We start from the raw sequence: 24,066 nt of genomic DNA, 5'->3' as shown, positions 1-24,066 counted from the left end.
CAAAGGAAATCCAGTCATGGGCCATTACAAGAGCAACCTGCGCGACCTGGAGTTCAACCTCTTCGAGCTGTTCAAGCTCGACGAGGTCCTGGCCAGCGGCGACTTCGGTGATCTGGACCGCGAGACCGCGATCGACATGCTCAAGGAGGTGCGGACCCTCGCCGAGGGCCCGATCGCCGAGTCGTTCGCCGACTCCGATCGCAACCCGCCCGTCTTCGACCCCGAGAACCACACGGTCACGCTGCCCGAGTCGTTCAAGAAGTCCTACAAGGCCTTCATGGACGCCGGTTGGGACAAGGTCGGCATCGAGGAGGAGCTCGGCGGCATGCCCGCTCCGCGCACCCTGTTCTGGGCCATCAGCGAGATGATCCTGGGCGCCAACCCCGCACTGTTCATGTACGGCGCGGGCACCGGGTTCTCGGAGATCTTCTGGAACAACGGCACCGACGAGCAGAAGAAGTGGGCCCAGATCTGCGCCGAGCGCGGCTGGGGCGCCACCATGGTCCTCACCGAGCCCGACGCCGGCTCGGACGTCGGCGCCGCCCGCACCAAGGCGGTCCAGCAGGACGACGGCACCTGGCACATCGACGGTGTGAAGCGCTTCATCACCTCCGCCGACCAGGACATGACCGAGAACATCTTCCACCTCGTGCTGGCCCGCCCCGAGGGCGCGCGTCCCGGCACCAAGGGCCTGTCGCTGTTCTTCGTGCCGAAGTTCCACTTCGACCACGAGACCGGTGAGCTCGGCGAGCGCAACGGTGTCTTCGTCACCAACGTCGAGCACAAGATGGGCCTGAAGGTCTCGGCCACCTGTGAGGTCACCTTCGGTCAGCACGGCATCCCGGCCAAGGGCTGGCTCGTCGGCGAGGTCCACGACGGCATCGCGCAGATGTTCGACGTCATCGAGCACGCCCGGATGATGGTGGGCACCAAGGCGATCGCCACCCTGTCCGCCGGCTACCTCACCGCCCTCGACTACGCCAAGCAGCGTGTGCAGGGCGCCGACATGACGCAGATGACGGACAAGACCGCACCGCGCGTCACCATCACGCACCACCCCGACGTGCGCCGTGCGCTGCTGACGCAGAAGGCGTACGCCGAGGGCCTGCGCGCGATCTACCTGTACACCGCGTCCCACCAGGACGAGGCCGCCGCGCAGATCGTCTCCGGCGCCGACAAGGAGATGGCGTTCAAGGTCAACGACCTGCTGCTCCCGATCGTCAAGGGTGTCGGGTCCGAGCGCGCCTACGGCACGCTGACCGAGTCGTTGCAGACCCTCGGTGGGTCCGGCTTCCTGCAGGACTACCCGATCGAGCAGTACATCCGTGACTCGAAGATCGACACCCTGTACGAGGGCACCACGGCCATCCAGGCGCAGGACTTCTTCTTCCGGAAGATCATCCGCGACAAGGGCCAGGCGCTCGCCCACGTGGCCGGCCAGATCAGCTCGTTCATCGAGTCGGAGGCGGGCAACGGGCGCCTCAAGACCGAGCGCGCGCTGCTCAAGACCGCTCTCGACGACGTGCAGGGCATGGCGGCCACACTGACCGGTTACCTCATGGGCGCGCAGGAGAACTCGGCCGAGCTCTACAAGGTGGGACTCGGCTCGGTGCGGTTCCTGATGTCCGTCGGTGACCTGATGATCGGCTGGCTGCTGCTGCGTCAGGCCGAGATCGCCATCGCCGCACTCGACGCGGGCGCCTCCGGCACGGACAAGTCGTTCTACGAGGGCAAGATCGGCGTCGCGTCGTTCTTCGCCAAGAACATGCTGCCGCTGCTCACCTCGACCCGCACCGTCCTGGAGAACATCGACAACGACGCCATGGAGCTCGACGAGGCTGCGTTCTGATCTGATCCACCACGCACAGCGGGCCCGGTCCTCACGGACCGGGCCCGCCGTCGTCTTGACCTCCAGTGCGCTTGAGCTCCGAGACTGGTGACATGACCTTCACAGCAAGCGAACTCGCCTCGTCGGGTACGACCTCGAGAAGAGCCAGAAGTTCCGCAACATCCGCGACAACGGGAAGGTCGCGTTCGTCGTCGACGACGTCGCCTCGGTGGCGCCCTGGCGGGTGCGCTGTGTCGAGATCCGGGGCACCGCCGAGTCGGTCGACGCCCCGACGCCGGTGATCCGCATCCACGCGCGCAGGGTCATCAGCTTCGGCATCGACGAGCCGGACACCGAGGCACACGATCTGACGGTGTCCGCCCGCACCGTCGGCTGACGGGTCCTCGATGCGCGGTCGTTGCCTATCATCGATCGCCATGGACCTCTCGATCTCGGGCCTCCGCGTACTGCGGGAGGTCGCCGAGAGGGGCACCTTCACCGCCGCGGCGCAGGCCCTCGGTTACACGCAGTCCGGCATCTCCCGTCAGGTGGCCGCGCTCGAGAGGGCCTCTCAGGCCCGGCTGTTCGACCGCGTGCCGGGCGGTGTGGTCCTGACGCCCGCCGGCGTCCGCCTGCTGCCCCACGCGGCGCGCGTCCTCGACGAGATGGAAGCGGTCGAGCGTACGTTGCGCGGACCGTCGACGGACGGCTCCACCATCCGCCTCGGGATGTTCTTCAGTGCCGGAGCGGTTCTCGTACCGCGGGCCCTCGCTGCTCTGGGCCGCAGTCGGCCCGACATCGCGGTGACGACGCGTGAGGGGTCGACGCCTGCGCTCGTGCGCGCGGTCCGAGCCGGCTCCCTCGACGCGGTCCTCGTGACGTCGCGTCCGCCCCATCGTCCGCTCGACTCGGAGTCCCCAGATCTCGCCGTCACGACCATCACCGAGGTCGCCCTGATGGTCGCGGTGGCCACCTCGGGGCCATTCGGCGACCGCGAATCGGCCACCCGTGCCGAACTGATGGATCAGCGATGGATCGTCGCATCGTCCCGAACCGAGGAACCGCTGCTCGGCGCATGGCCATCCCTCCCGGGCAAGGCGAACGTCGCCCATGTGACCCGCGACTGGATGACCAAGTCGAGTCTCGTCGCGGCGGGCCTCGGTGTGACGACCGTCGCATCGAACATGGCCGACGCGCTGCCGCCAGGTGTCCGACTCCTCCGGGTGGCCGACGGACCCACCGAGACACGACGACTGGTTCTCGCACATCGACCGGATGCGGTCGACCCGGCGATCGAGGCGCTGATCGACGCGCTCTGTACCACCAGCGCCTGACGGCGCGACCTGGACGCGTCAGTGCGCGTTCGGTGCGAGAACAGTCCTCACGAACGGCCCGGCGTTGTCGGCCGCGTACGCGATGGCGTCGTTGACCCTGGCCAGCGGGAAGGTGTGGACACCGTCCTGTCGGAGGTCGAGGAGCCCCGCTCTGGCCAGTTCGATCAGACGAGCATTGGCGTCGCGCGGGTACATCCACTGCCCGCGGACGGTCACCGAGTTCCGCATGAGCCAGGGGTAGGGCAGCGCGAGATCGGCACCGCCGAGCATTCCCACCCCGCCCATCAGGACGACGCGGCCGTACTCGCGGACGGTCATCACCGCGGTCCGGACCACGCCGGCATCGACGGCCGGCGGCAGGATGTCGAGCACCACGTCGAGCGGACCACCCCCGGCGGCCGTCATCGAGGCCTGGTCCTCATCGGCCTCACCGGTCAGCGCGACCGTATGGACACGGGCTCCGAAACGCGCACGAAGGTCGTCGAGGACCCGCCGATCACGGCCCACGGCCACCACCCGCCCCGCCCCCATCGCGAGGCCGACGGCGACCGCTGCGCTGCCGAAGTTCCCCGTCGCACCACTGACCAGCAACGACTCGCCCGCCCGAAAGTCAGCGGCGAGCAGCCCGCCATAGGGAACGAGGTAGATCCCCAGCGCCGACCACCGCGCCGCGTCCGCCTCGTCGACGTCCCCCACGGGATACACGCACTCGGTGGGCAGCGACATCCGCTCGGCGAACGACCCGTCGTGGAAGTGGCGCGACAACCGCAGACCACCGTCGCCCCGCGAACTCCATCCCTGCAGCGTGATGTCCGGTGTGTTCGCGTCGTCCCGCGAACGGACCGTCGCGTCACACCACACGAGGTCTCCCGGGGTCAGACGCGTCGCGTCGGGTCCCGTCGTCACCACACGCGCGATCCCGCCGAGGCCGGGGACGACCGGGGGCTCCAGCGGGTACCTGCGCGCTCCCCCGAACACCTCGGACGCGTACGGCAGGACGCACGTGGCCAGCACGTCGACGACCACCTCGCCGCCACGCACACCCGGATCGGGCACCTCACGGACATCCAACGGTGTGCCGAAATCATCCAGTACCGCGGCCAACATGGCGGTCCTCCTCTCCTGAAACCCTGTCTCCCCCAGAACGCTAACGACGCCGACGGCATGCGAAAAGCGACAGTGCGGCATACCCGCCATGAGGTTCACGCATGGTGGGTGGGAAGCAGCCGTGCGCAGCCGGTAGCGTCGAGGACACAGCCCTTTGGTGATGCAGCACGTCGTCGCACCGGGATCTCCCACCAGAAGGGTCGTGCGCCATGTCAGGCGTGTCACTCAATTTCGATCGCCGCGGTAGCGGCACCCCACTGCTCCTGGTCCACGGCCTGGGCGCGAGCTGGGCGTCGTGGTCGCCGATCCTCGATCAGCTCGCGCAGCACCGCGACGTGATCAGCATCGATCTCCCCGGATTCGGCGACAGTGCGCCCCTGCCGGGCGAGGTGACGATCGCGTCGCTCACCGATGCGGTCTCGGATTTCATCGACACCCACGACCTGACGGGCATCGACACGGTCGGCAGCTCGATGGGCGCGCGCATGGTTCTCGAGCTGGCGCGGCGTGGCGTCGGCGGCGACACCGTCGCGTTGGATCCCGGCGGCTTCTGGAGTCCCGGTGAACTCCGCTTCTTCAGCACAGCCCTCAAGGCGTCGCTGCCGCTGGTCCTCGGGTTGCAGCCGGTGATGCCGGCGCTCACCGGCAACCCCGTCGGACGCACGGCGCTGCTCGCGCAGTTCTCGGCGGCCCCGTGGAAACTGCCCTCGTCGGTCGCTCTGCACGAGATGCGCAGCTTCAAGAAGGCGACGTCGCTGCGCGAGGCTCTCGACGCGCTGGTCGACGGTCCGCTGCAGGAGGGCGCGCCCGAGGGGACGACGCCCGGCCGGGTGACGATCGGTTGGGGCCGACAGGACCGCGTCACTCTGCCCAAGCAGGCCGCACGGGCGCACGCCGCGTTCCCCGGGTCGCAGCTGCACTGGTTCGACAAGTGCGGCCACTTCCCGATGTGGGATCAGCCGGCGCAGACCGTGGATCTCATCCTGGGCCGCACCGGCTGATCTCCACGGGCCGCTTCACCTCGCAGTCGGGGCCGGCAGGAACATCGTCGACCCCGTGACGCGGACCCGGTGTGGTCCACTCGCAGGCGGGTGCGGTCCTGTGGCGCGCATCCGGACGGATACGCCGGAGTCCCGGTGACGCATCGTCGTCACCGTGTCCGGTCCGGTGAACGTCACTCGGTCCACCTCGAACGCACCGTTCGGATCCGATTCGGCGACAACCTGTTCGGGACGTACGACGACGACCCCACGACCTGATCCGCCACCGTGGACCGCGATCTCGCCGAGCACGCAGGTCGCCGTGGCCCCGACGCGGTCGGCGTCGAGGATCACGGAGTCACCGACGAACTCGGCGACCCGCCGGGACCGTGGTCTCGTGTAGATCTCCTGTGCTACCCCGGCCTGCGCGACGGCGCCGTCGAGCATCACCACCACGTCATCGGCGATGGAGAGGGCCTCGGCCTGGTCGTGGGTCACGACGATGGCAGCGGTTCCCTGCTCGCGCAGAGCGGACGTGACGTCGTCCCGGAGCGACGCCCGCAGACCGGCGTCGAGTGCCGCGAACGGCTCGTCGAGCAGCACCAGCCGTGGTCGAGGTGCCAGGGCGCGCGCCAGAGCGACCCGCTGCTGCTGGCCACCCGACAGATGCTGGGGCCGCGCACCGAGCAGATCCCCGACCCCGGACATGTCGGCGACCTCGCGGACGCGTGCTGCCCGCGCATCTCGACCGATCCTGCGCGGCAGGCCGAACGCGATGTTCGCCGCGACGTCGAGATGCGGGAACAACGCGCCCTCCTGGGGCATCAATCCCACCGTGCGCCGCTCCACGGGCACCGACCGGCGCCGACCGTCGGAGACCACCTGGCCGTCGAGGGTGATGCGTCCGGCGTCGATGGGGTGCAGCCCTGCGATCGCCCGCAGCAGCGTCGTCTTGCCGCATCCGGACGGGCCGAGCACCGCGGTGATCGCTCCCGGCTTCACCGCCAGCGACACCGCGTGCACGACGGTGCGCCGACCGTGGGACACCGACACCTCGTCGAGGTGCACCGCGTCAGGGGTCATCCCGGCGCCACCGCATGGCTCGGCCGGGGTGCGATGACCCGGGTGAGGAGGAAGGTCGGGACGGCCGAGACGACGATCAGCGCGAGCGCGTAGGGCGCGGCCTCCCCGTAGCGGAGCACCTGCGTGGTCGACCAGAGTTCGGTCGCCAGGGTGTCCACACCTCGGGGCCGCAGCATGAGGGTCGCGGGCAGTTCCTTCGCCACGGTGAGGAACACGAGCGCCGCCCCGGCCGTGATCCCGGGCGCCGCGATGGGCAGGGTGACCCGCAGCGTCGTCGACAGTCCCCCGCGCCCGAGAGTTCGGGACACGTCCTCGAGGGCCACCGGCGACGCCACGATCGCCGCCCGCGTGCTGCCGACCGCCAGTGGGAGGAAGAGGACGGCGTAGGCGACGACGAGCAGGCCCTCGGTCTGATAGATCCCCGGCACCAGACGGATTCCGACGAACACCATCGCCAGCGCGATCGTGATGCCCGGCAGACCGTGGGCCACGTAGGTCGCCGACTCCGCGAATCGCGCTGCCGGGGAGGCGGATCGTGCCGCGAACAGGGCGACCGGGAACGCCAGCACCGCGACGACGACGGCCGCGATCGCCGACATCTGGACCGTCGCGGCGGTCGTCGCGAGGACGTCGGCCAGGTCGAGCGACCGCCTCAGAGACCGCACCACCCACCCGATCAGCCCGATCACCGGGTAACCGACACCCACCGCGAGGACGCCCACGACAACAACCAGCGCCGGGACCCGACCGCGACGCAGCTCGATCGGGGCGGGCACCCGATCGATTCCGGACCCGACACGCGCCGTCGCCCCCCGCCGCACCCGGCGCTCGATCAGGGTCACCGCCACAGCCAGGACCACGAGGACCACCCCCAGAACGGCGGCCGCGGTGCGGTCGAACCCGCCCCGATAGGCGCTGTAGATCCCGACCGTGAACGCCTCGTACCGCATGAGCGCCACGGCCCCGAAGTCGCTCATCGTGTAGAGCGCGGCGAGCAGCCCACCGGCCGCCGCCGCGGGCCACACCCGTCGCATCTCCACCGTCAGCGTCGTCCGAAGAGCGCTGCGCCCCAACGTCCGTGCCGCGTCGACGGTCCCGGTGTCGCCGGTCGACAGCGCCGCGGCCACCGGGAGCATGACCAGTGGGAAGCACGCGGTGGTCAGCACGAGGACAGCGCCGGCCAGCCCGGCGAGCGCCGGGACGTCGGCGATCCACACGTAGCCGGACACGTACGACGGGATCGCCAGCGGCGCCGCGAGGGCGATCGCCCATCCCCGCCGGCCGGGCAGATCGGTACGTGTCGTCAGCCACGCCAGACCGACACCGACCACCAGCGACAGCGCGGTCACGATCATGACCAGGACGACCGTGGCCAGCGCCAGCTCCGCCGTACGTGGGCGCGCGATGAGCGCGACCGCGGTGTCGGGCCCGCGCTCGAGCGCGCGGATCACCAGGTACACCAGTGGGATCAGGCTCCCCGCGGCCACCACGAGCGCGGTGGCGCCGAGCGCTCGTCGTGGCATCGCCTCAGATCATCCCGACCTCGGTGAGCAGGGCCTGGGTCTGCTCGAGGGACGCGAGCTGTCCCAGGTCGAGGTCGGAGGCACCCTGCGGCAGGGGCGGGAGGTCGTACTTCGAGGTGATCCCGCCGACCACCGGGTACTCGGCGGTCTCGTCGGCGAAGTACTGCTGCGACTGGGTCGACAGCATCTCCCGCACGAGCGCGAAGGCCTGCTCCTGGTTGTCTGCCGACGTCAGGACGCCGACACCGGCGACGTTCACCAACGAGCCCGGGTCGTTCGCGTCGAACGAGTGCAGTGCCAGCGATGCGGCCGGACCCTTCTCCGCGACATAGGGATAGAAGTAATAGTGGTTCGTGAGTCCCGCCGCGACCTGTCCGTCGTCGACCGCGCTGATCAGCGGTCCGTTCCCCTCGAACGCCACCGGCTCGTTCGCCGAGAACGCCCGCAGCCACTGCTCGGCCCCGTCCTCACCACGCGTGACGCGCAGTCCGGTGACGAACGCCTGGAACGAGGCGTTGGTCGGCGCGTAGCCGATGCGGCCCTTCCAGCGCGGATCGAGGATGCCGTCGATCCCGGTGGGCAGTTCTGCGGCCTGGACGTCGTCGGTGTTGTACGCCAGCACGCGCGCCCGCGCCGACGTCGCGACCCAGGTGCCGTCGGCGCCGCGGTACTGCTCCGGCACGCGGTCGAGGATGTCCTGCGGCAGCGGCGCGAGGACACCTGCGTCGTCGAGGGCACCGAGCGCCCCGGCGTCCTGGCCGAGGAACACGTCGGCCGGGCTGCGGTCGCCCTCCTCGAGGATCTTCGCGGCCTGGGCGTTGGTGTTGCCCGAGTAGTCGACCTCGACCGGCACGCCGACGCCCGCACCGATGCGGTCGATGAGCGGGTCGACGAGGTCCTCGTCGCGGCCGGAGTAGACGACGAGCTCGGATCCGGAGGACGAGACGGACGTGGCCGAGGCCCTCTCCCCGTCGGAGGAGGACGACGAGCCGCACGCGGCCACCCCACCCAGGAGGACCGCGGCGGCGGCGGCGACGGACAGTTTGCGGGTGAGCGACACTCGGACCTCGATTTCGGGCGAATCAGACAGTAAAGAGAACTTTACTCGACCGGCGAGGTAAGCCTGCCCTCGGTACCTGAAGAGATCCCCGCGACCAGAACCGCCTCCCGCGACCGTCGGGACGGTCGCGGGAGGCGGTTCGGGTAGCGGGAGGTGCGGGTGACTACTTCGGTGGCATCCGGATGCCACCGTCGACGCGGACGACCTCGGCGTTCATGTAGGAGTTGGTGACGAGTTCGATGACCATCGAGGCCAGCTCGTCGGGCTGTCCGAGGCGGTTCGGGAACAGCACGGACTGCCCGAGGTGGGCCTTGAACTTCTCGGACTCCTCACCCTCGCCGTAGATCGGGGTGTCGATGAGACCCGGGGCGACGGTGTTGACGCGGATCTTCGCCGCGGCGAGGTCACGTGCGACGGGCAGGGTCATGCCGACCACGCCGCCCTTCGACGACGAGTAGGCGACCTGACCGATCTGACCGTCGAACGCCGCGACGCTCGCCATGTTGACGATCGCGCCCTTCTCGCCGGTGTCGGTCTCCTCGCCGCGGCTCATCGCGGTGGCGGCCAGACGGATCGCGTCGAAGGTGCCGATCAGGTTGATGGCGATGACCTTCTTGTAGACGTCCAGATCGAACGCCGAGTCGTACGAGCCGTCGCGCCCGATGGTGCGCTGCGCCGAGCCGATTCCGGCCGAGTTCACCAGCACCCGCAGCGGGCCCAGCTCGAGCGCCTTGTCGACCGCGGCGGTGATCTGCGCGGTGTCGGTGACGTCGACCTTGACGAACGCGCCGCCGATCTCGGTCGCGAGCTCGGTCCCCTTGTCCTCCTGCAGGTCCGCGACGACGACCTTGGCCCCCTTCGCGGCCAGCTGGCGGGCGACGGCGGCGCCGATACCCGACGCGGCCCCCGTGACGATTGCACTTGCTCCGGTGATGTCCACGAAACGCAGCCTAACAACCCACCGAGTGCTCGTTCGGTGGGTTGTCGCCTCAGGGTCGGTGCAGCTCGAGCAGGTGCCGCCCGGAGATGACGTGGGCGGTGCCGAGGCGTAATCCGGTGCGCTCGGCGAGGTCACGCGCCGCTCCGACACCGACGCGGGCCCAGGGGAACCACGGGCCGATGACGGCCCGGGACTCGACACGCACCGACCCCGACCAGAGGCCGTGCACCCCGGCCTCGAGTTCGACGACGACGGTCCCGCCCGATGCGACCAGTCGCGCCGCGCGTTCCACCGTCGCGAAGGGGTCGCCGCCGATCCCGACGTTGCCGTCGATGAGTAGTGCGTGATCCCACTGTCCTTCGGCGGGCAACTCGTCGAAGATGCTGCGGCGCAACGCGACACCGCCGCGTCGACGGGTCATGTCGACGGCGTGGGCACTGCGGTCGACCCCGATCGCGCAGACCCCGTGATCGACGAGTTCGCTCACCAATCGCCCGGGGCCGCAGCCGAGGTCGACCGTGGGACCGCTGCACAGCGTCGCGACGTGGCGGTCGAAGGCGGCGTCGTCGGTCTCACCGCTGGTGCCCATCCACCGGGTGACCGGCAGTCGGGTGCGGGTGCCGTCCGCGAGCCGCAACCAGCTGTTCTGGCCGCGCAACGCGTCGAGGAACGCCTCGTCGAAGTGGGGGTACTCGTCGTCCAGATCGGTGTCGGTCCCGACGCCCTCGGGGGCGCTCATGAGGCCGCCGGGACGAGTCGGGCCGCGAGGCGCGCGAACGCGCTCGACGGCGCGCACAGCGCCGCTGCGGCGTGGACGTCCTCCGGGTGGTCGACGTCGGCGAGGTCGGGCAACCGGTGGATCGCCAGGCCCGCATCGCGCAGGGCCTGTTCGGTGCGTGCGCCGGTGTCGTCACGGGACATGGGGACGGCGGGCAGGGTGTCCGAGCCGGTCGCACCACGCAGGGCGAGGCCCCACCATCCGCCGTCGGTCGCCGGCCCCAGCGCCGCGCCGCCGTGTTCGGCGACCGCGTCGATCCCGGCCTGCAGCAATTCCACCGTCACATGCGGGGTGTCCATACCGACCTGCATCACCACGGCATCGTCGCCGACGGCCGCGACCGCGTCCCGATGGGCACGGTCGAGCCGATCACCGAGACTGTCTCCGTGCTGCTCCACCACGGTGGTTCGCGACAGACGGTCGCGCAGATCGTCGGCACCGACCGCGTCGTCGATCACACCCGCGAGCGACACGACCACCGATGCCCCCGGCACCGACAGCGCCGTGTCGAGGGTGTCGAGCAGCGCAGCAGACGCCAACGCGGCGGCGTCCTCGGCGGAGAACCGGGTCATCAGACGGGTCTTGACCAGCCCCGGTACCGGCGCCTTGGCCACCACGAGCACTCCGGCCGCGCTCATCGCAGCGCCACCAGGAAGTCACGGGTCGCACGGACCGACCCCATCATCGATCCCGACACCTTCGACTCGCCCGCCGCACGCGGGTTGTAGACGACGTCGTGTTCGACGACGCGCCACCCGGCCTGACCGGCACGGACGAGGAGTTCGACGGGGTACCCGAAGCGCATGTCCTGCACGGACAGCTCCAGCAGGCGGCCACGCCGTGCGGCGCGCATCGGTCCGATGTCGTGCACGTCGATCCCGTGGAGTCGTCGTATACGCCGGGCGATCAGTTCACTGCCGATCCGCGCGTGCAGCGGCCACACCCCGCGGTGCGACGGCCGCCGACGGCCGACCGCCAGATCGGCACCGCGGCGTACCTCGTCGACGAGCGTGACCAGGTCCGCAGGGTTCATGGAGCCGTCCCCGTCGATGGTGCAGACGATCTCGCCTGTCGCCGCACGCACTCCCGCGTCGACGGCACTGCCGTATCCGGGCACGGTCTCCACCACGACGGTCGCACCGTGAGCACGGGCGACGTCGCCGGTGCCGTCGGTGCTGCCGTTGTCGACGACGAGCGCCTCGTATCCGTCCGGGATGCGGGTGAGCACGCCGGGGAGGGCCTGCGCCTCGTCGCGGCACGGGATCACGACGGTGACCCCGGCCAGGGGGGTGTCCTCAGCCACGGGCGGCGCCGAGTGCTCTCCCGCACGAGCATGGCGTGATCATCATGAGCGAAACCCTAGCCGGATCGCGGGGTGCGCAACGCCGGAGCGGGTCGACAACCTGCACCCCGGTCCAGTGCTTACCGTGGTGCCCGTGACGGAGACGCAGACGGCGCCGGACCAGCAGTCGGACATCTCGGACGAGCCGGTCGCGGCATCCGCACCGGGCGACGCGCGATGGTTCCGCGACACCGCGGCCATACTGGTGGCGTCCGCGCTGCTGCTGACCGCGATCCTGGTGCCGTTCTACGGCTCGCCCGAGCTGAAGCTGAACATCTTCGTCCTCGCGCCGCCGCTGTTCGGGAACGTGGAGCCGCACGGGAACTACAGCACCGCCGTCGCCGTCGCGATCGGTCTGTTGGTGATCGTTCTCGGCCCGTGGGCGGCCCGGACGCTGCGGTGGGGTCCGTTGATGCTGGTGACGTGGGTCGTCGCCATGGCGTGGACGCTGAGCCTGGCGCTCATCGACGGGTGGACCCGCGGCATCTCGGTCCAGCTCGACCGTCCCGACGAGTACCTGCCGACGGCGCGCGGTGTCTCCGACATCGGCCGGATGCTGCAGACGTTCGACTCGCGCATCCTCGACTTCCAGCCGAACTCGTGGCCGACGCACGTGTCCGGCCACCCCGCGGGTGCGCTGCTCAGCTTCGTCCTGCTGGACCGGGTCGGTCTCGGCACCGGCACGCGTGCCGGCGTGTTCTGCATCGTCGTCGGGACCAGCGCCGCGATCGCGATCCTGGTCGCGATCGCCCGGCTGGCCGGGCAGGACACCGCACGACGCATCGCCCCGTTCGCGGCGGTGACCCCGGCCGCGGTGTGGATCGGGGTGTCGGCCGACGGCTATTTCCTCGGTGTCGTCGCCTGGGGCATCGCGCTGCTGGCCGTCTCGGCGACCACCGACGCAGCCCGGGTGCGCGCGGTCGCGGGCATCGGTGCCGGCGCACTGCTCGCCTGGGGGATCTTCTGCAACTACGGGCTCACCCTCATGGGCGTCGTGGCCGTCGCGACCCTCGTCGTGGCACGACGCTGGAAGCCGCTGCTGTGGGCGATCCCTGCCGCGATCGTCGTGGTGGCCGTCTTCGCCGCGGCCGGGTTCTGGTGGCTCGACGGGTATCACATGGTCTACGAGCGCTACTACCAGGGGATCGCGAGCAAACGGCCCTACTCGTACTGGGTGTGGGCGAATTTCGCGGCGTCGATGTGCGCGGTCGGGCCGGCTGCGGTCGTCGGACTCGGGCGCACGCTGCGGTGGGGCGCGATCCGTCGCCGCGAGGCCGTCGTCATCCTCGGGCTCGCGGGCCTCGCCGCCATGGCTCTCGCCGATTTGTCCGGGCTGAGCAAGGCCGAGACCGAACGCATCTGGCTGCCGTTCGGCGCGTGGATCCTCACCACGACGGCGCTGCTCCCGCCGAAGCACGCGCGCTTCTGGCTGGCCGCCCAGGTCCTCACCGCGCTGCTCATCAACAGCATCGTGCGGACGCACTGGTAGGAGATGCGGGATATCGCGCTCGTCGTCCACAACCGACACCGATAGCCGTCTGCGCGTGCTTTATGCACGCGGCAGGGGCTATACGTGCGGGTTCTGGACGGATCAGTCGCGCAGCGGCGCTGTCGCGAATTCGGCGAGCCCGTCGGACGGCATGATCTGCGCCTCGAAGCCGAGAACCTCGCGAGCACGGGCCGGGTCGGCGACGATGTGCCGGACGTCGCCGGGCCGGAAGCGGCCGGTCACCACAGGCTCGTCACCGCCCACGGTCCGGCTGAGCGCAGCCGCCACCTCGAGGATCGAGATGGGCTGTCCCGAGCAGACATTGAGCGGCACGAACCCCTCGGGGGTGTTCTCCAGGGCGGCGACGTTCGCGCGGGCGATGTCGTCCACGTGGACGAAGTCCCGCATCTGGCCGCCGTCCTCGAAGACCGTCGGGGCCTTGCCCGCCTCGAGTTGCGACCGGAAGATCGCGGCGACACCGGCGTACGGCGTGTCCTTGGGCATGTGTGGGCCGTAGACGTTGTGGTAGCGCAGCGCGGTCACCGACCCGCCCGTCTCCAACGTCCACGCCTTGGCGAAACCCTCCTGCGCGGCCTTGCTGGCGGCGTAGTAACTCCGGGGCGCGAGGGCCGCCTCTTCCGGGGTGAGCGCCCACCGAGCGGCGGCTCCGTCGGACAGATACCGCTCGAATCGCCCGTTCTCCAACGCCTCCCGGGTCCGTTCGGGCGGATCGACCACCGTGCCGGTCACGTCGACGTACGTCCCGTCCCCGTAGACCACCATCGACGACGCGAACACGAGGCGGGTCACGCCCTGGCGATACATCGCGGCGAGCAAGCGTGCGGTGACGAGATCGTTGTCGGCGGCGTAGTCGGGGGCGTCGTTGGCGTCGACGCCGGCACCGACGCGCGCTGCCTGGTGGCACACGACGTCCACACCGTCGAGGAGGGCGTCGATGTCGCTGTCGCGCAACTGTTCCACGAGGACCCCGTCGGGCGCGACCGCGCCGGGGCCGTGCGCGGCGGGGATCATCCCGTCGACGCTCACGACCTCGTGGTCGCGGTCGGTGAGCTGTCGGCGGATCGCGGTGCCGATGAAACCGGCTGCGCCGGTGAGCAGGACGCGCATCAGTGGGCCATCACTGCGTCGAGATCGTGGCCGCCGGCGGCGCAGTCGCAGTCCGCCGCGGCGGGATCGGTGTCGACCAGAGCCACTGTGTGCGACAGCACCCCCTTGAGCATCTGCAGGCTGCGCTCGAACACGGCGTACACATCCGCCTCCGACACTCCCTCGCCCTCGGCGACCCCGGCGTCAAGGTCGGTCACCAGGGCGACTGCGGCGTAACACATCTGGAGCTCCCGGGCGAGAACAGCCTCGGGATGACCGGTCATGTTCACCAGCGTCCACCCCTGCGCCGCGTACCACCTGCTCTCGGCCCGCGTGGAGAAGCGCGGCCCCTCGACGACGACCATCGTCCCGCCGTCGACGACGGGCGGCTTCGCCGGAGCCGACCGTGCCGCCTCCGAAGCGTGGCCACGGAGCACGGGGCAGTACGGGTCGGCGAAGCTCACGTGGACGGCGCTGGTGTCGAACACGGTGTGCTCCCGACCCGATGTCCGGTCGACGAGTTGGTCCGGGATGACGACGGCACCCGGCCCGATGTCGGGCGTGAGGCTGCCGACGGCACAGGGCGCCAGCACCCGTCGGACACCGAGAGATCGCAACGCCCACATCGTCGCCCGATAGGGCACGCGATGCGGCGGGTACTCGTGGTGGAGTCCGTGTCGCGGCACGAACGCGACGCGGACGCCGTCGACCGTGCCGACCGAGATCGGCGCACTCGGCGCCCCGAACGGGGTGTCGACGACGACGTCACGCGCCTCGTCGTCGAAGAAGGAGTAGAAGCCGGTGCCGCCGATGACACCGATCGTCGGGGCGTCGTCCAGAGGTGCGCTGCTCACCCGGCCAACACTAGGGGTTCGCCGGCACAGGCCACCTGGGTGCAGTCCAGCGAGATGCGGGGAATCCACGTCGGACGCAGCTACCGAGGTGGCGGGAATTCGCCCTTTCCACTCCAACTAAAGTTGCGTTACTCTAACTTGCGTTGGCGACAGGAGTTGGGCCGTGCAGTTGAACAAGCCGTTCGCCACTGTCACGCCGACCCTGGACGGCGACGTCCTCGTCGTCCTGGCGAGCGCGGACGCCACTTTTACGATCAAGCAGGTTCAGCGCATCCTCGCGACTGCGTCGGGGGAAGGCATCCGCAAGGTACTCAACCGACTGACCGCCCAGGGTGTGGTCCTCCACGACGAGGTGGGGCGAACGCACACCTATCGACTCAACACCGAGCACCTTGCTGCCGAGCCCATCATGGCGTTGGCGCGGCTGCATTCCGCTTTCCTCGAGCGACTTGAACGGCATTTGGGTGGGTGGGGCGCCTCGCTGCGCTACGCCGCTGTGTTCGGGTCGGCAGCGACTGGGCGCATGCGGCTCGACAGCGACATCGACGTGGTCCTCGTGCGCAGGACCGACTCCGATGACGACGTGTGGGGGCAACGGGTGGCCGAACTCGGTCGGTTGGTCACTGCGTGGACCGGGAACGACGGCCGGATCGTCGAGTACACCGAACTCGAGTTTCACGCCGCGGCGCTCGCCGCCGAGCCGCTGCTTGCGGAGGTCTCGAAACAGGGCCAGACCGTCGCGGGCACACGGGCCTGGTTCACCACGCAGTTGCGTGCGGCGAGGAGATCCTGATGGCAGGTCAGCGGAGCTGCGACGCAGCGATCACGGCGGGGCGACTGTCGAAGGCGGTCGAGTTCTTCGAAGGTGCGCAGCTTCTCGAAGACGAGATGCATAACGCCGCGGGAGACCTGTACATCGACGCGGGTATCGCCGCGTCGGACGTGCTCTGCTGCGTACGCCTCGGGGTGCACTCCAACACCGGCAACCACAGCGAGGCCGTCGCACTGCTGAAGAAGGCGGACAGCGGGTCCGAGCGACACCTGACCACGCTATTGAACGTGAAGAACAAGGCCGCATACACGCATCAGGACCTGACGCCCGCGGAGCTGAAACGGATCATGCGCGCCGCCGAGCACTTGGTCGAGGCGGCGAGGCGAGCAGTGGTCGGCCGGGGATAGTTCACCGCGAAGGCGACGACCGCACTCTCGACGGTCGGAGTGGCTGGTCCATTGCGCAAGCCCTTCGTTCGGCGAATGATCGATGTGTGAACCGCACGATCGTCCGGTGCCAGTCCGGCGCTCTGTACTCGTCCATCTGGATCCCGATGGTCTCGTTCAAGGCCGCGCGCCTCGGCACCTCCCGGTTCCAGCGCTGCCCCGTGCACAAGCGCTGGGAGCGGGCACGTCCCGTCGACCCGAGCACGCTGACCGCCGACGAGCGGGCCGCCGCGGAGCGGATCGAGGACATCGGGATCCCCTGACCGGGGTGTCAGGGCGCCGGCACCACCGATGCGTAGTGATCGGCGATCTCACCGGGGGTCGTGAACCACACGCCGTCGGCGTGAGCGCGCAGGTGTTCGAGCGCGCCCCGGACCTGCCGGAGCCGATACGGCTGGCCGGCGAGGAACGTGTGCAGCGAGATGGACAGCACCAGCGGTTGACGGTCGGCGTTCTCGCGCAGTTCGTCGAACGAGTCGGTGATCATCCGCGCGAACGTCTCCGCAGTGTGGTGGTGGTGCACGAACACCGGCAGGTCGTTGACCTCGTGCGGGTAGGGCACCGCGAGCAGGGGTCCGCCGCGCGTGGTGAGCCAGACCGGTTGGTCGTCGATCGGCCAGTCGAGGGTGTAGGTGAACCCCCGCTCGGCCAGCAGGTCCTCGGTGATCCGACTGGGCGCGGCGCCCGGGCTCATCCAGCCGCGCGGGGGCGAGCCCTCCGCATCGGTGATGGCCCGGTGGACCAGATCGATCGTCTCCCGTTCGGCGTCACCGGTCAGCGAGTTGGGCGTGGCCGAGTTGGTCCGACCGTGCGCCACGAACTCCGCCCCGAGCGCGCGGAAGGCCGCGGGTACCGCCGGTGCGTGCTCGTAGATCTCCGAGTTGACCAGCGCGGTCGGGCGGATCCCGACCCGCTCGAGTGTCTCGGCGACGCGAAACGCCCCGACCCGGTTGCCGTACTCGCGCCACCCGAAGTTGTAGGAGTCCGGTTGGCTCATCCCGGGCGTGAAGCCGAGGTCCGTCGAACCGTCGTCGTAGGCGAAGTGTTCGCAGTTCACAGCGACGTAGACGGCCAGACGGGCACCGCCGGGCCACTCGAAATCGGGGCGCTCGGTGATAGCGGAGTGCTCGAACCTGCCGTGGGAGGGAAGGGCCATGACCCCATGATGCGCGGTGGCTCACGCGTCACCGATCGCCCCACCTCTGCGCGATACCCTTCCCACCGTGACTTCCGCTGACACGGCCACGACCACGGACACGGACCGGGGCGACCGATCGCCGGACGGCCGGCGCGTCGTCGCCCGCGGACTGTTCACCGGGACCTCCCCCGTCGCGAACGAGGCGCTGTACGCCGTCATGGAGAAGGGCAGCGCCAGCCGCACCCGGACCGAGCTGCACCTCGACCGCGGCGCCCACGCGGACATGAACACCTTCTTCGGACGCTTCCCCGCGAGCTACTGGCAGCGCTGGACCTCGGCGACGTCGGTGACGGTCACCGTCACCGTCGCGACGTCCTCCCACCTGCGTCTCGTGCTGTGGGCGTCGGACATCGGCAGCCACCGGCGCATCGTCGACGCGACCGAGGTGGTCAGCGACGACTCGGTGTCGATGACCGCTCCGCTGACGGCCTTCGCCGACGGTGGCGCGCTCTGGTTGTCCTTCCAGGCCATCGGCGGCACCGCGCGGATCTCCGACGTCGAGTGGTCGGTGGAGACCGACGAGGTCCCACGCCCCGTGTCGATCGCGATCTGCACCCACAACCGCGTCCGGCACTGCGCCGAGACGGTCGCCGCCCTCGCGTCGGATCCTGGCGCACTGTCCGTTGTCGACGCCATCTGGGTGGTCGACCAGGGCGACACCCCGGTGGAGGACCACCCGTTGTTCGACCGCGTCCGCGCCGACCTCGGCGACACGCTGCACTACATCCGCCAGGCAAATCTCGGTGGCGCGGGCGGGTTCAGCCGCGGCATGTTCGAGGCGTCGCAGCGGACCCCGCACGGTGACGTGATCCTCATGGACGACGACATCCTGTGCGAGCCGGAGACCGTCGTACGGTTGGCCGCCTTCGCCGCGATGACCAGCGGGCCGTCCATCGTCGGTGCCCAGATGCTGTTCCTGCACAACCCGACTCACCTGTTGGCCACCGCCGAGAAGGTCGACCTCGTGAGTCTGCGACGAGGCGTCACCGACGACAGGTACGTCCACCAGAACAAGAACGTCCTGAAGAAGATCTCCGACCGCAGGGCGGAGGCGCAGTACAACGGCTGGTGGACGTGCCTCATCCCCGCCGAGGTGATCGCGCGGATCGGCATGCCGCTGCCGGTGTTCTTCCAGTGGGACGACGTCGAATACGGCCTCCGCGCGGCCCGGGCGGGCATCCCGACCGTCACGCTGCCCGGTGCCGGGGTGTGGCACGCCGACTTCTATTGGAAGGACGTCGACGGCTTCGGGCACTACTTCGCCACGCGCAACGGATTGATCACCGCCGCACTGGAACCGGGGTTCGCACCCGACGCGGTGGCGAAGGAGATGGGCCGGGCGATCGCCCGGTCGGTGGTGAGCATGCAATACGGACTCGCACACACCCAGCTGCGGGCCATCGAGGACTTCCTCATCGGACCGTCGGTTCTCGACGACGGCGGCGAGGCCGCCCTGCGCGAGATCAACGCCGAACGTCGCGCCTACGCCGACACCCAGGTGGTCCCGGTGTCGGCCATCGGGCCGTCGGTGCCGATCCGACGCGCGGCCCCGCCGCCCAAGCCCGGCTGGGAGGACGCGGTCCTGGCGAAGCGATCCCTCGCCCACGCGCGCGGTCGTCTCATCCGGGGGCCCGTCGCCATCTCGTACGAGGACGCGCAGTGGTGGCACGTGGGACAGTTCGACCACGTCTTCGTCACCGACGCATCGCAACACGGCTGCCGTGAGCGCCGATACGACCGTGACACCGCCCGTCGTCTCACCGAACGGCTCGTCCGGATCACGATGCGCTTCCGCCGTGAGGCACCCGGGCTGGCCGACGCCTATCGCGGCGCGATGCCCACGTTGACCAGCGTCGACAACTGGGCGCGGCTCTACGGGATCGACGCGCCGGCCGACTGAGTCGGCACCGCGCGTCGCCGACGGCCGGCGTTACTGTGCAGCATGGCCGAGAACCTCATCGCGACACTGGCCGTGACCGCCCGCGACACCCTGTCGGCGGCCGCGGGGATGGGCGGGGGTCCGTTTTCGTCGGCTGGACCCGTCCACGCCGCGACCGTCACCATCGATGACGACGCCGACACGCCCTCGCAGGTGAGCCTGCTTCGCCCGGCCACCGCGCACGAGGCGCTCATCCAGGTGAGCGCGCCCGCCGAGGGTCGGGTCCGCCAGACGCTGTGCCTGCGATTCGTCGATGCCCACGGGCCCGGGAAGCACCAGGATCTGCTGATGGCCGCGTCGGCCGACGGCGCCCCTGCCCATCATCTCGCACTCCCCGCGTCACTGGCCGGGGGCGGTCTGTACTCGACGCTGTGGCTGTACCTGGCCGGCGTGCGACCGATCCTCTTCGGCGTCCGACACACCCCGCGTCCCGGCTCCGACGGTGCGCACACCGTCCGTCCGGGTGACACCCTCGACCTCCTCGCCTGCGGTCCCGTCGCGCCGTTCCGGCGGATCGGGACCATCGCGGTCGGCACGCAGGACGACGGCCCCGTGACGTTCTCCGCGCGCAACTCGGGCGGCGGGCTACGCCCCCTCCCGCCGGTGGTCTTCTACCGGTCGCGCTGAGGGTCCGAGGAATCCGGAGGGCGGTTGTCGGTGGACGGCTGTACGGTCGGGCCTCCCCGTCCGACGCTTCGAAGGAGCCCACCATGACCGATCCGAACCTCTCCCTGGTCGCCGCACTGCTCGACCGTTCGGGCTCCATGTACACGATCGTCGACGACACGTGCGGCGGCTTCGACTCGTTCATCGCGACCGAGCGCGCCGCCGACGTCGAGACGGTGGTCTCGCTGGCGCAGTTCGACACCGAGTACGAGCAGGTCTACAGCCACCGTCCGATCGCCGACGTCCCCCCGCTGTCGCTCGAGCCTCGGGGCGGCACCGCACTGCTGGACGCGATCGGGCGGTTCGTCACCCAGGTCGGGTCCGATCTCGCGTCGCGGCCCGAGGAGGACCGTCCCGGTGCGGTGACGGTGCTGGTGATGACCGACGGGATGGAGAACTCCAGCCGCGAGTGGACGGTCGACGCGGTCCGCGCACTCATCCGGCAGCAGGAGGAGCAGTACGCGTGGACGTTCGTCTTCCTCGGCGCCAACATGGATGCCGTCGACGTGGGCACCAGCATGGGCTTCTCCGCCGACCGGTCGCTGACCTATGCGGCCGCCCCGGACCAGGTGCGCAACGCCTATGAGGCGGTGTCGAACCTGCAGACGCGCGGCCGGAAGTCCCGCCGGGCGGGCCGACCGGTCGAGGGCTTCACCACGGGTGAACGAGACAGCACCGCGCCCCGGTGAACCCCCGACGAGCCGTTCAGGACCGGACGCCGACCTCTCTCACGATCGACTCCACGATCTCCCCGCTGCGGACGGCGATGTTGCTGAGAAGCGACGAGGTCAGCCCGTGGGTGTGCTCGGTGCCGCCCTGCAGGAACACCGGGCCGCTCAGCGGGCGCCGGGTCCGCAGCCGATAGTCGCGCGACACCGACGGCTGGTCCGACCCAGGCGTCTCGCGCAGCACCTCGTCGGACAGATCGCCGAGGATGTCGAGCGGCATCGGCGTGAACCCGGTGGCGTAGACGACCGCGTCGCATGTCAGCTCTTCGACGGTGCGCGTGGGGTGGTGTTCCACCGAGACCCGGACACCCCCGGTGCGGTCGTCACCGAACTCGACGGCGTCACGCACGCTCGACGCCCCACGGAAGAAGAGTCGACGATGTCCGGCGACCCGCTCGGCGTACTCGCGCGTGTAGAGCTCCTCGATGAGGGGCAGGTCGACGCAGGAGTAGTTGGTACCGCGGTGGTAGTCGAGCAGCTGACGGCGGACGGTCGGCTCGGCGACATAGAAGTCGTCGACGGCCGTGGGGTCGAACACCCGGTTCGCGTAGGGACTGTCGTCGGCGGGGCTGTACCCGTACTTCGCGAACACCCCGTGGACCTCGGCCGCGGGGTAGGTGCTGTGCAGGTGGTCGGCCACCTCGGCCGCACTCTGCCCGGCACCCACCACGACGAACCGCTGGTGGGTCGGTGCGGGCAGCTGCGTCAGCCGGTCGAGCAGACGGTGGTTGTGGAACTGACGCGGCGACTCGACGACCCCGGCCGGCAGCTGGGCATGGAGCCCGCCGGCGAGGACCACGGAGCGTGCTCGCAGCTGCGACCGGCGCCCACGCTGTTCGGTCTCGACGACGAGGTGGTCGCCCTCCTCGCGGACACCCACCGCGCGGGTTCCGTAGTCGACACGTGCCTGCACCGTCGACGCGGCCCACTCGAGGTAGTCGTGGAACTCGAGCCGCGTCGGGAAGAACGTCTGGTGGTTGATGAACTCGGTGAGACGTCCGCGCGCCGTCAGGTAGTTGAGGAAGCTGAAGCGGCTGCGCACGTTCCGCTGGGTCGCGAGGTCCTTGAGGAACGAGATCTGCATCGTCGTCCCCGGGATGAGCATGCCCGTGTGCCACCCGAACCGGTCCTGCGACTCGACGAATGCCGCATCGATGTGCCCGGACGGGTCGCGGTCTGCGTTGTACTCCTCGATGGCGATCGCCAGGCCCAGGTTGGACGGACCGAACCCGACGCCGACGACATCGAGCACCGCCTCGTCGTCACCGATTGCGCGCGTGGTGATCTCGTCGTCGGTGAGGGTCATCGGACGCCGACCCGTCCGGCCACCTGCACCTCGTCCACGTCGGACCGCCACTGATCATCCGCGCCGGGGACGGGTTCGGCCGGGTCGTTGCCGAGCGCCACGATCGCGTTGTGCGCATCGACGTGCACGACGTGGGCTTCGTGATCGGAGAGCTCGGAGTCGTCGACAGTCCGGAAGGACATGATGATGACCAGGTCACCGGGCTCGACGAGATGAGCTGCGGCACCGTTGATCCCGATGACACCGGACCCTGCGGGGCCGGGGATCACGTAGGTGGTGAGGCGGGCGCCGTTGGTGATGTCGACGACCTGCACCTGCTCGCCGTCGACGATGTCGGCGGCCACCATCAGGTCCGTGTCTACGGTGATCGACCCGACGTAGTGCAGGTCGGCCTGTGTCACCGTTGCCCGATGTATCTTGCCGCCCAACATGGTTCGGCGCATGAAGCCCTCATTCCGTATTCGCGTGACGCCGCGGACGCGGACGTCCAGAACTGAGCACAGGCTAACCTATATTCAAAGAATTAGGTAATGGTACCCTAACCCGCATGTCACACCCATCGTCCTCACCTCGGGCGGCGACGCGCCGCCCCCGTTCGACCCGCCTGCTGCGCCTCGCGGTCGTCGCCGCGGTCGCCGCCCTCGGGATCGGTCTCGTGGCCGCCTGCGGGTCGGACTCCGGCAGCTCGTCGTCGGGACCGACCGTCACCGTCGACCACAAGTTCGGCAGCACGAAGGTCCCCGCCGACCCGAAAAGGGTTGTGACCGTCGGCTACAACGATCAGGACTTCGTCCTGGCGCTCGGCGTGGTCCCGGTGACCACCCGCGCCTGGTACGACTCCTACAACACCATGCCGTGGGTCAAGGAGGCCACCGACGGCAAGGGCGTGGCGTCCATGCAGGGCGACAGCGCCGACTTCGAAGCAATCGCGGCCGCGAAGCCCGACCTCATCCTCGACATCTACGACACGGTCGACCGCAAGACCTACGACCGTCTCTCGCAGATCGCTCCGACCGTGGTCCAGCCCGGCCGGTACAAGGACGAGGAGACCCCCTGGGACGCACAGCTCCTGCTGACCGGACAGGCACTGGGCAAGCGTGACCAGGCTCAGTCGTTGGTGACGCAGGTCCGCGGAAAGATCGACGCCGCGAAGGCGGCGCACCCGGAGTTCGCCGGCAAGACCCTCGTGGAGGACTTCGGTCCCGAGAACGGCGGCCACTACCTCATCGGAGCCAACGACCCCCGTCGAACGCTGTTCGACGCGTTGGGTTTCCGTGCACAGGACACTGTCGGTGACCTCTCCGAGGAGAAGCTCGCCCTGCTCGACCGGGACATCCTCTTCGTTAACGGCGCGACCAAGCAGCAGATGCTGGCCTCGCCCGCGTTCAGCCGCCTCACCGTGGTGCGCGACGACCGGACGCTCTACACCACGTTCGACTCACCCCTGTCGGGCGCACTGGCCTACAGCGGACCGAACGCCCTGATGTACGCCCTCGACGTCCTCGTCCCGCAGCTGTCCAACGCGCTGTCGGGCCGGCCCGTGGCCGATCTCGCGATGGCCTGAGCCACCTCGTCACCCACCCCAC

Annotated in this window: 25 protein-coding genes; 12 read left to right on the top strand and 13 right to left on the bottom strand. The window is 69.7% G+C overall.

The window, feature by feature from the left end; genetic code table 11:
- Positions 1-16 precede the first annotated feature (16 nt).
- From Q1A98_RS04175 to Q1A98_RS04165, 3 genes are all read left to right on the top strand, one after another.
- A complete protein-coding gene (locus Q1A98_RS04175) occupies positions 17-1,849 on the top strand; it encodes an acyl-CoA dehydrogenase (RefSeq protein ID WP_299570097.1) in 1,833 nt (610 codons plus the stop codon).
- Positions 1,850-2,009: 160 nt separating this feature from the next.
- Positions 2,010-2,225 (top strand): hypothetical protein, encoded by a 216-nt coding sequence (locus Q1A98_RS04170; RefSeq protein WP_299570567.1) that lies wholly within the window; start codon positions 2,010-2,012, stop codon positions 2,223-2,225.
- A 40-nt stretch (positions 2,226-2,265) separates the two neighbouring features.
- A complete protein-coding gene (locus Q1A98_RS04165) occupies positions 2,266-3,162 on the top strand; it encodes a LysR family transcriptional regulator (RefSeq protein WP_299570095.1) in 897 nt (298 codons plus the stop codon).
- A gap of 18 nt (positions 3,163-3,180) precedes the next feature.
- Here Q1A98_RS04165 and Q1A98_RS04160 read toward each other — a convergent pair whose 3' ends face one another.
- Positions 3,181-4,269, bottom strand: a complete 1,089-nt coding sequence (locus tag Q1A98_RS04160) for a zinc-binding dehydrogenase (protein WP_299570093.1) — start codon at positions 4,267-4,269, stop codon at positions 3,181-3,183.
- Positions 4,270-4,478: 209 nt separating this feature from the next.
- On the opposite strand from Q1A98_RS04160, the gene Q1A98_RS04155 reads away from it, so the two are divergent.
- The gene (locus Q1A98_RS04155) at positions 4,479-5,270 is read left to right on the top strand and encodes an alpha/beta fold hydrolase (RefSeq protein ID WP_299570091.1); all 792 of its coding nucleotides are present in this window, start codon (positions 4,479-4,481) and stop codon (positions 5,268-5,270) included.
- A gap of 15 nt (positions 5,271-5,285) precedes the next feature.
- Here Q1A98_RS04155 and Q1A98_RS04150 read toward each other — a convergent pair whose 3' ends face one another.
- From Q1A98_RS04150 to Q1A98_RS04120, 7 genes are all read right to left on the bottom strand, one after another.
- Positions 5,286-6,332: an ABC transporter ATP-binding protein gene (locus Q1A98_RS04150; protein ID WP_299570089.1), complete on the bottom strand. Its 1,047-nt coding sequence runs from the start codon at positions 6,330-6,332 to the stop codon at positions 5,286-5,288.
- Positions 6,329-7,855 (bottom strand): iron ABC transporter permease, encoded by a 1,527-nt coding sequence (locus tag Q1A98_RS04145; protein WP_299570088.1) that lies wholly within the window; start codon positions 7,853-7,855, stop codon positions 6,329-6,331. Before Q1A98_RS04145 ends, Q1A98_RS04150 begins: the two co-directional genes overlap by 4 nt.
- Before the next feature lie 4 nt (positions 7,856-7,859).
- Complete coding sequence (locus Q1A98_RS04140) at positions 7,860-8,915, bottom strand: iron ABC transporter substrate-binding protein (RefSeq protein WP_299570087.1); 1,056 nt, start codon at positions 8,913-8,915, stop codon at positions 7,860-7,862.
- Positions 8,916-9,078: 163 nt separating this feature from the next.
- Positions 9,079-9,855 (bottom strand): SDR family NAD(P)-dependent oxidoreductase, encoded by a 777-nt coding sequence (locus tag Q1A98_RS04135; RefSeq protein WP_299570085.1) that lies wholly within the window; start codon positions 9,853-9,855, stop codon positions 9,079-9,081.
- Positions 9,856-9,904: 49 nt separating this feature from the next.
- Positions 9,905-10,594 (bottom strand): bifunctional 2-polyprenyl-6-hydroxyphenol methylase/3-demethylubiquinol 3-O-methyltransferase UbiG, encoded by a 690-nt coding sequence (locus Q1A98_RS04130; protein WP_299570083.1) that lies wholly within the window; start codon positions 10,592-10,594, stop codon positions 9,905-9,907.
- Positions 10,591-11,271 carry a DUF2064 domain-containing protein gene (locus Q1A98_RS04125; protein ID WP_299570082.1) on the bottom strand — a complete coding sequence of 227 codons (681 nt, stop codon included), beginning with the start codon at positions 11,269-11,271 and terminating at the stop codon, positions 10,591-10,593. Before Q1A98_RS04125 ends, Q1A98_RS04130 begins: the two co-directional genes overlap by 4 nt.
- On the bottom strand, positions 11,268-11,936 hold the full coding sequence (locus tag Q1A98_RS04120) for a glycosyltransferase family 2 protein (protein WP_299570081.1): 669 nt from the start codon (positions 11,934-11,936) through the stop codon (positions 11,268-11,270). The genes Q1A98_RS04125 and Q1A98_RS04120 overlap by 4 nt, the downstream gene beginning before the upstream one ends.
- 133 nt (positions 11,937-12,069) lie before the next feature.
- On the opposite strand from Q1A98_RS04120, the gene Q1A98_RS04115 reads away from it, so the two are divergent.
- Positions 12,070-13,464, top strand: a complete 1,395-nt coding sequence (locus Q1A98_RS04115) for a hypothetical protein (RefSeq protein ID WP_299570080.1) — start codon at positions 12,070-12,072, stop codon at positions 13,462-13,464.
- A 102-nt stretch (positions 13,465-13,566) separates the two neighbouring features.
- Here the strand turns inward: Q1A98_RS04115 and Q1A98_RS04110 are convergent, their stop codons facing one another.
- Both Q1A98_RS04110 and Q1A98_RS04105 read right to left on the bottom strand, forming a co-directional pair.
- Positions 13,567-14,592, bottom strand: coding sequence for an NAD-dependent epimerase/dehydratase family protein (locus Q1A98_RS04110; protein WP_299570079.1), 1,026 nt, complete (start codon positions 14,590-14,592; stop codon positions 13,567-13,569).
- The gene (locus tag Q1A98_RS04105) at positions 14,592-15,392 is read right to left on the bottom strand and encodes an S-methyl-5'-thioadenosine phosphorylase (RefSeq protein WP_366943354.1); all 801 of its coding nucleotides are present in this window, start codon (positions 15,390-15,392) and stop codon (positions 14,592-14,594) included. Before Q1A98_RS04105 ends, Q1A98_RS04110 begins: the two co-directional genes overlap by 1 nt.
- A 196-nt stretch (positions 15,393-15,588) precedes the next feature.
- Here Q1A98_RS04105 and Q1A98_RS04100 point away from each other — a divergent pair, with 196 nt between their 5' ends.
- From Q1A98_RS04100 to Q1A98_RS04090, 3 genes are all read left to right on the top strand, one after another.
- The gene (locus tag Q1A98_RS04100) at positions 15,589-16,218 is read left to right on the top strand and encodes a nucleotidyltransferase domain-containing protein (RefSeq protein WP_299570075.1); all 630 of its coding nucleotides are present in this window, start codon (positions 15,589-15,591) and stop codon (positions 16,216-16,218) included.
- Entirely contained in the window at positions 16,218-16,604 is a 387-nt protein-coding gene (locus Q1A98_RS04095) for a hypothetical protein (RefSeq protein WP_299570073.1), read from the top strand. Before Q1A98_RS04100 ends, Q1A98_RS04095 begins: the two co-directional genes overlap by 1 nt.
- 86 nt (positions 16,605-16,690) lie before the next feature.
- A complete protein-coding gene (locus Q1A98_RS04090; RefSeq protein WP_299570071.1) occupies positions 16,691-16,906 on the top strand; it encodes a hypothetical protein in 216 nt (71 codons plus the stop codon).
- Between the two features lie 8 nt (positions 16,907-16,914).
- On the opposite strand, the gene Q1A98_RS04085 is transcribed toward Q1A98_RS04090, so the two are convergent.
- Positions 16,915-17,799, bottom strand: coding sequence for a polysaccharide deacetylase family protein (locus tag Q1A98_RS04085; protein WP_299570070.1), 885 nt, complete (start codon positions 17,797-17,799; stop codon positions 16,915-16,917).
- A 67-nt stretch (positions 17,800-17,866) separates the two neighbouring features.
- Here Q1A98_RS04085 and Q1A98_RS04080 point away from each other — a divergent pair, with 67 nt between their 5' ends.
- The 3 genes from Q1A98_RS04080 to Q1A98_RS04070 all read left to right on the top strand — a co-directional run bounded on the left by Q1A98_RS04080 (position 17,867) and on the right by Q1A98_RS04070 (position 21,135).
- On the top strand, positions 17,867-19,741 hold the full coding sequence (locus tag Q1A98_RS04080) for a glycosyltransferase (protein ID WP_299570068.1): 1,875 nt from the start codon (positions 17,867-17,869) through the stop codon (positions 19,739-19,741).
- A 42-nt stretch (positions 19,742-19,783) separates the two neighbouring features.
- Positions 19,784-20,407: a hypothetical protein gene (locus tag Q1A98_RS04075; protein WP_299570066.1), complete on the top strand. Its 624-nt coding sequence runs from the start codon at positions 19,784-19,786 to the stop codon at positions 20,405-20,407.
- Between the two features lie 83 nt (positions 20,408-20,490).
- A complete protein-coding gene (locus Q1A98_RS04070) occupies positions 20,491-21,135 on the top strand; it encodes a vWA domain-containing protein (protein ID WP_299570064.1) in 645 nt (214 codons plus the stop codon).
- Positions 21,136-21,151: 16 nt separating this feature from the next.
- Here Q1A98_RS04070 and Q1A98_RS04065 read toward each other — a convergent pair whose 3' ends face one another.
- Both Q1A98_RS04065 and panD read right to left on the bottom strand, forming a co-directional pair.
- Complete coding sequence (locus Q1A98_RS04065; RefSeq protein WP_299570062.1) at positions 21,152-22,480, bottom strand: SidA/IucD/PvdA family monooxygenase; 1,329 nt, start codon at positions 22,478-22,480, stop codon at positions 21,152-21,154.
- The gene (gene panD, locus Q1A98_RS04060) at positions 22,477-22,923 is read right to left on the bottom strand and encodes an aspartate 1-decarboxylase (protein WP_299570060.1); all 447 of its coding nucleotides are present in this window, start codon (positions 22,921-22,923) and stop codon (positions 22,477-22,479) included. The genes Q1A98_RS04065 and panD overlap by 4 nt, the downstream gene beginning before the upstream one ends.
- Before the next feature lie 104 nt (positions 22,924-23,027).
- On the opposite strand from panD, the gene Q1A98_RS04055 reads away from it, so the two are divergent.
- Entirely contained in the window at positions 23,028-24,044 is a 1,017-nt protein-coding gene (locus Q1A98_RS04055) for an ABC transporter substrate-binding protein (RefSeq protein WP_299570058.1), read from the top strand.
- The last annotated feature ends 22 nt before the right edge of the window (positions 24,045-24,066 follow it).

It is taken from the genome of uncultured Williamsia sp., assembly GCF_947494875.1.
In the GTDB taxonomy this organism is placed as follows: domain Bacteria; phylum Actinomycetota; class Actinomycetes; order Mycobacteriales; family Mycobacteriaceae; genus Williamsia_A.
Note: the sequence above shows the minus strand (reverse complement) of the source record. Positions and strands in the feature narration are given on the sequence as shown.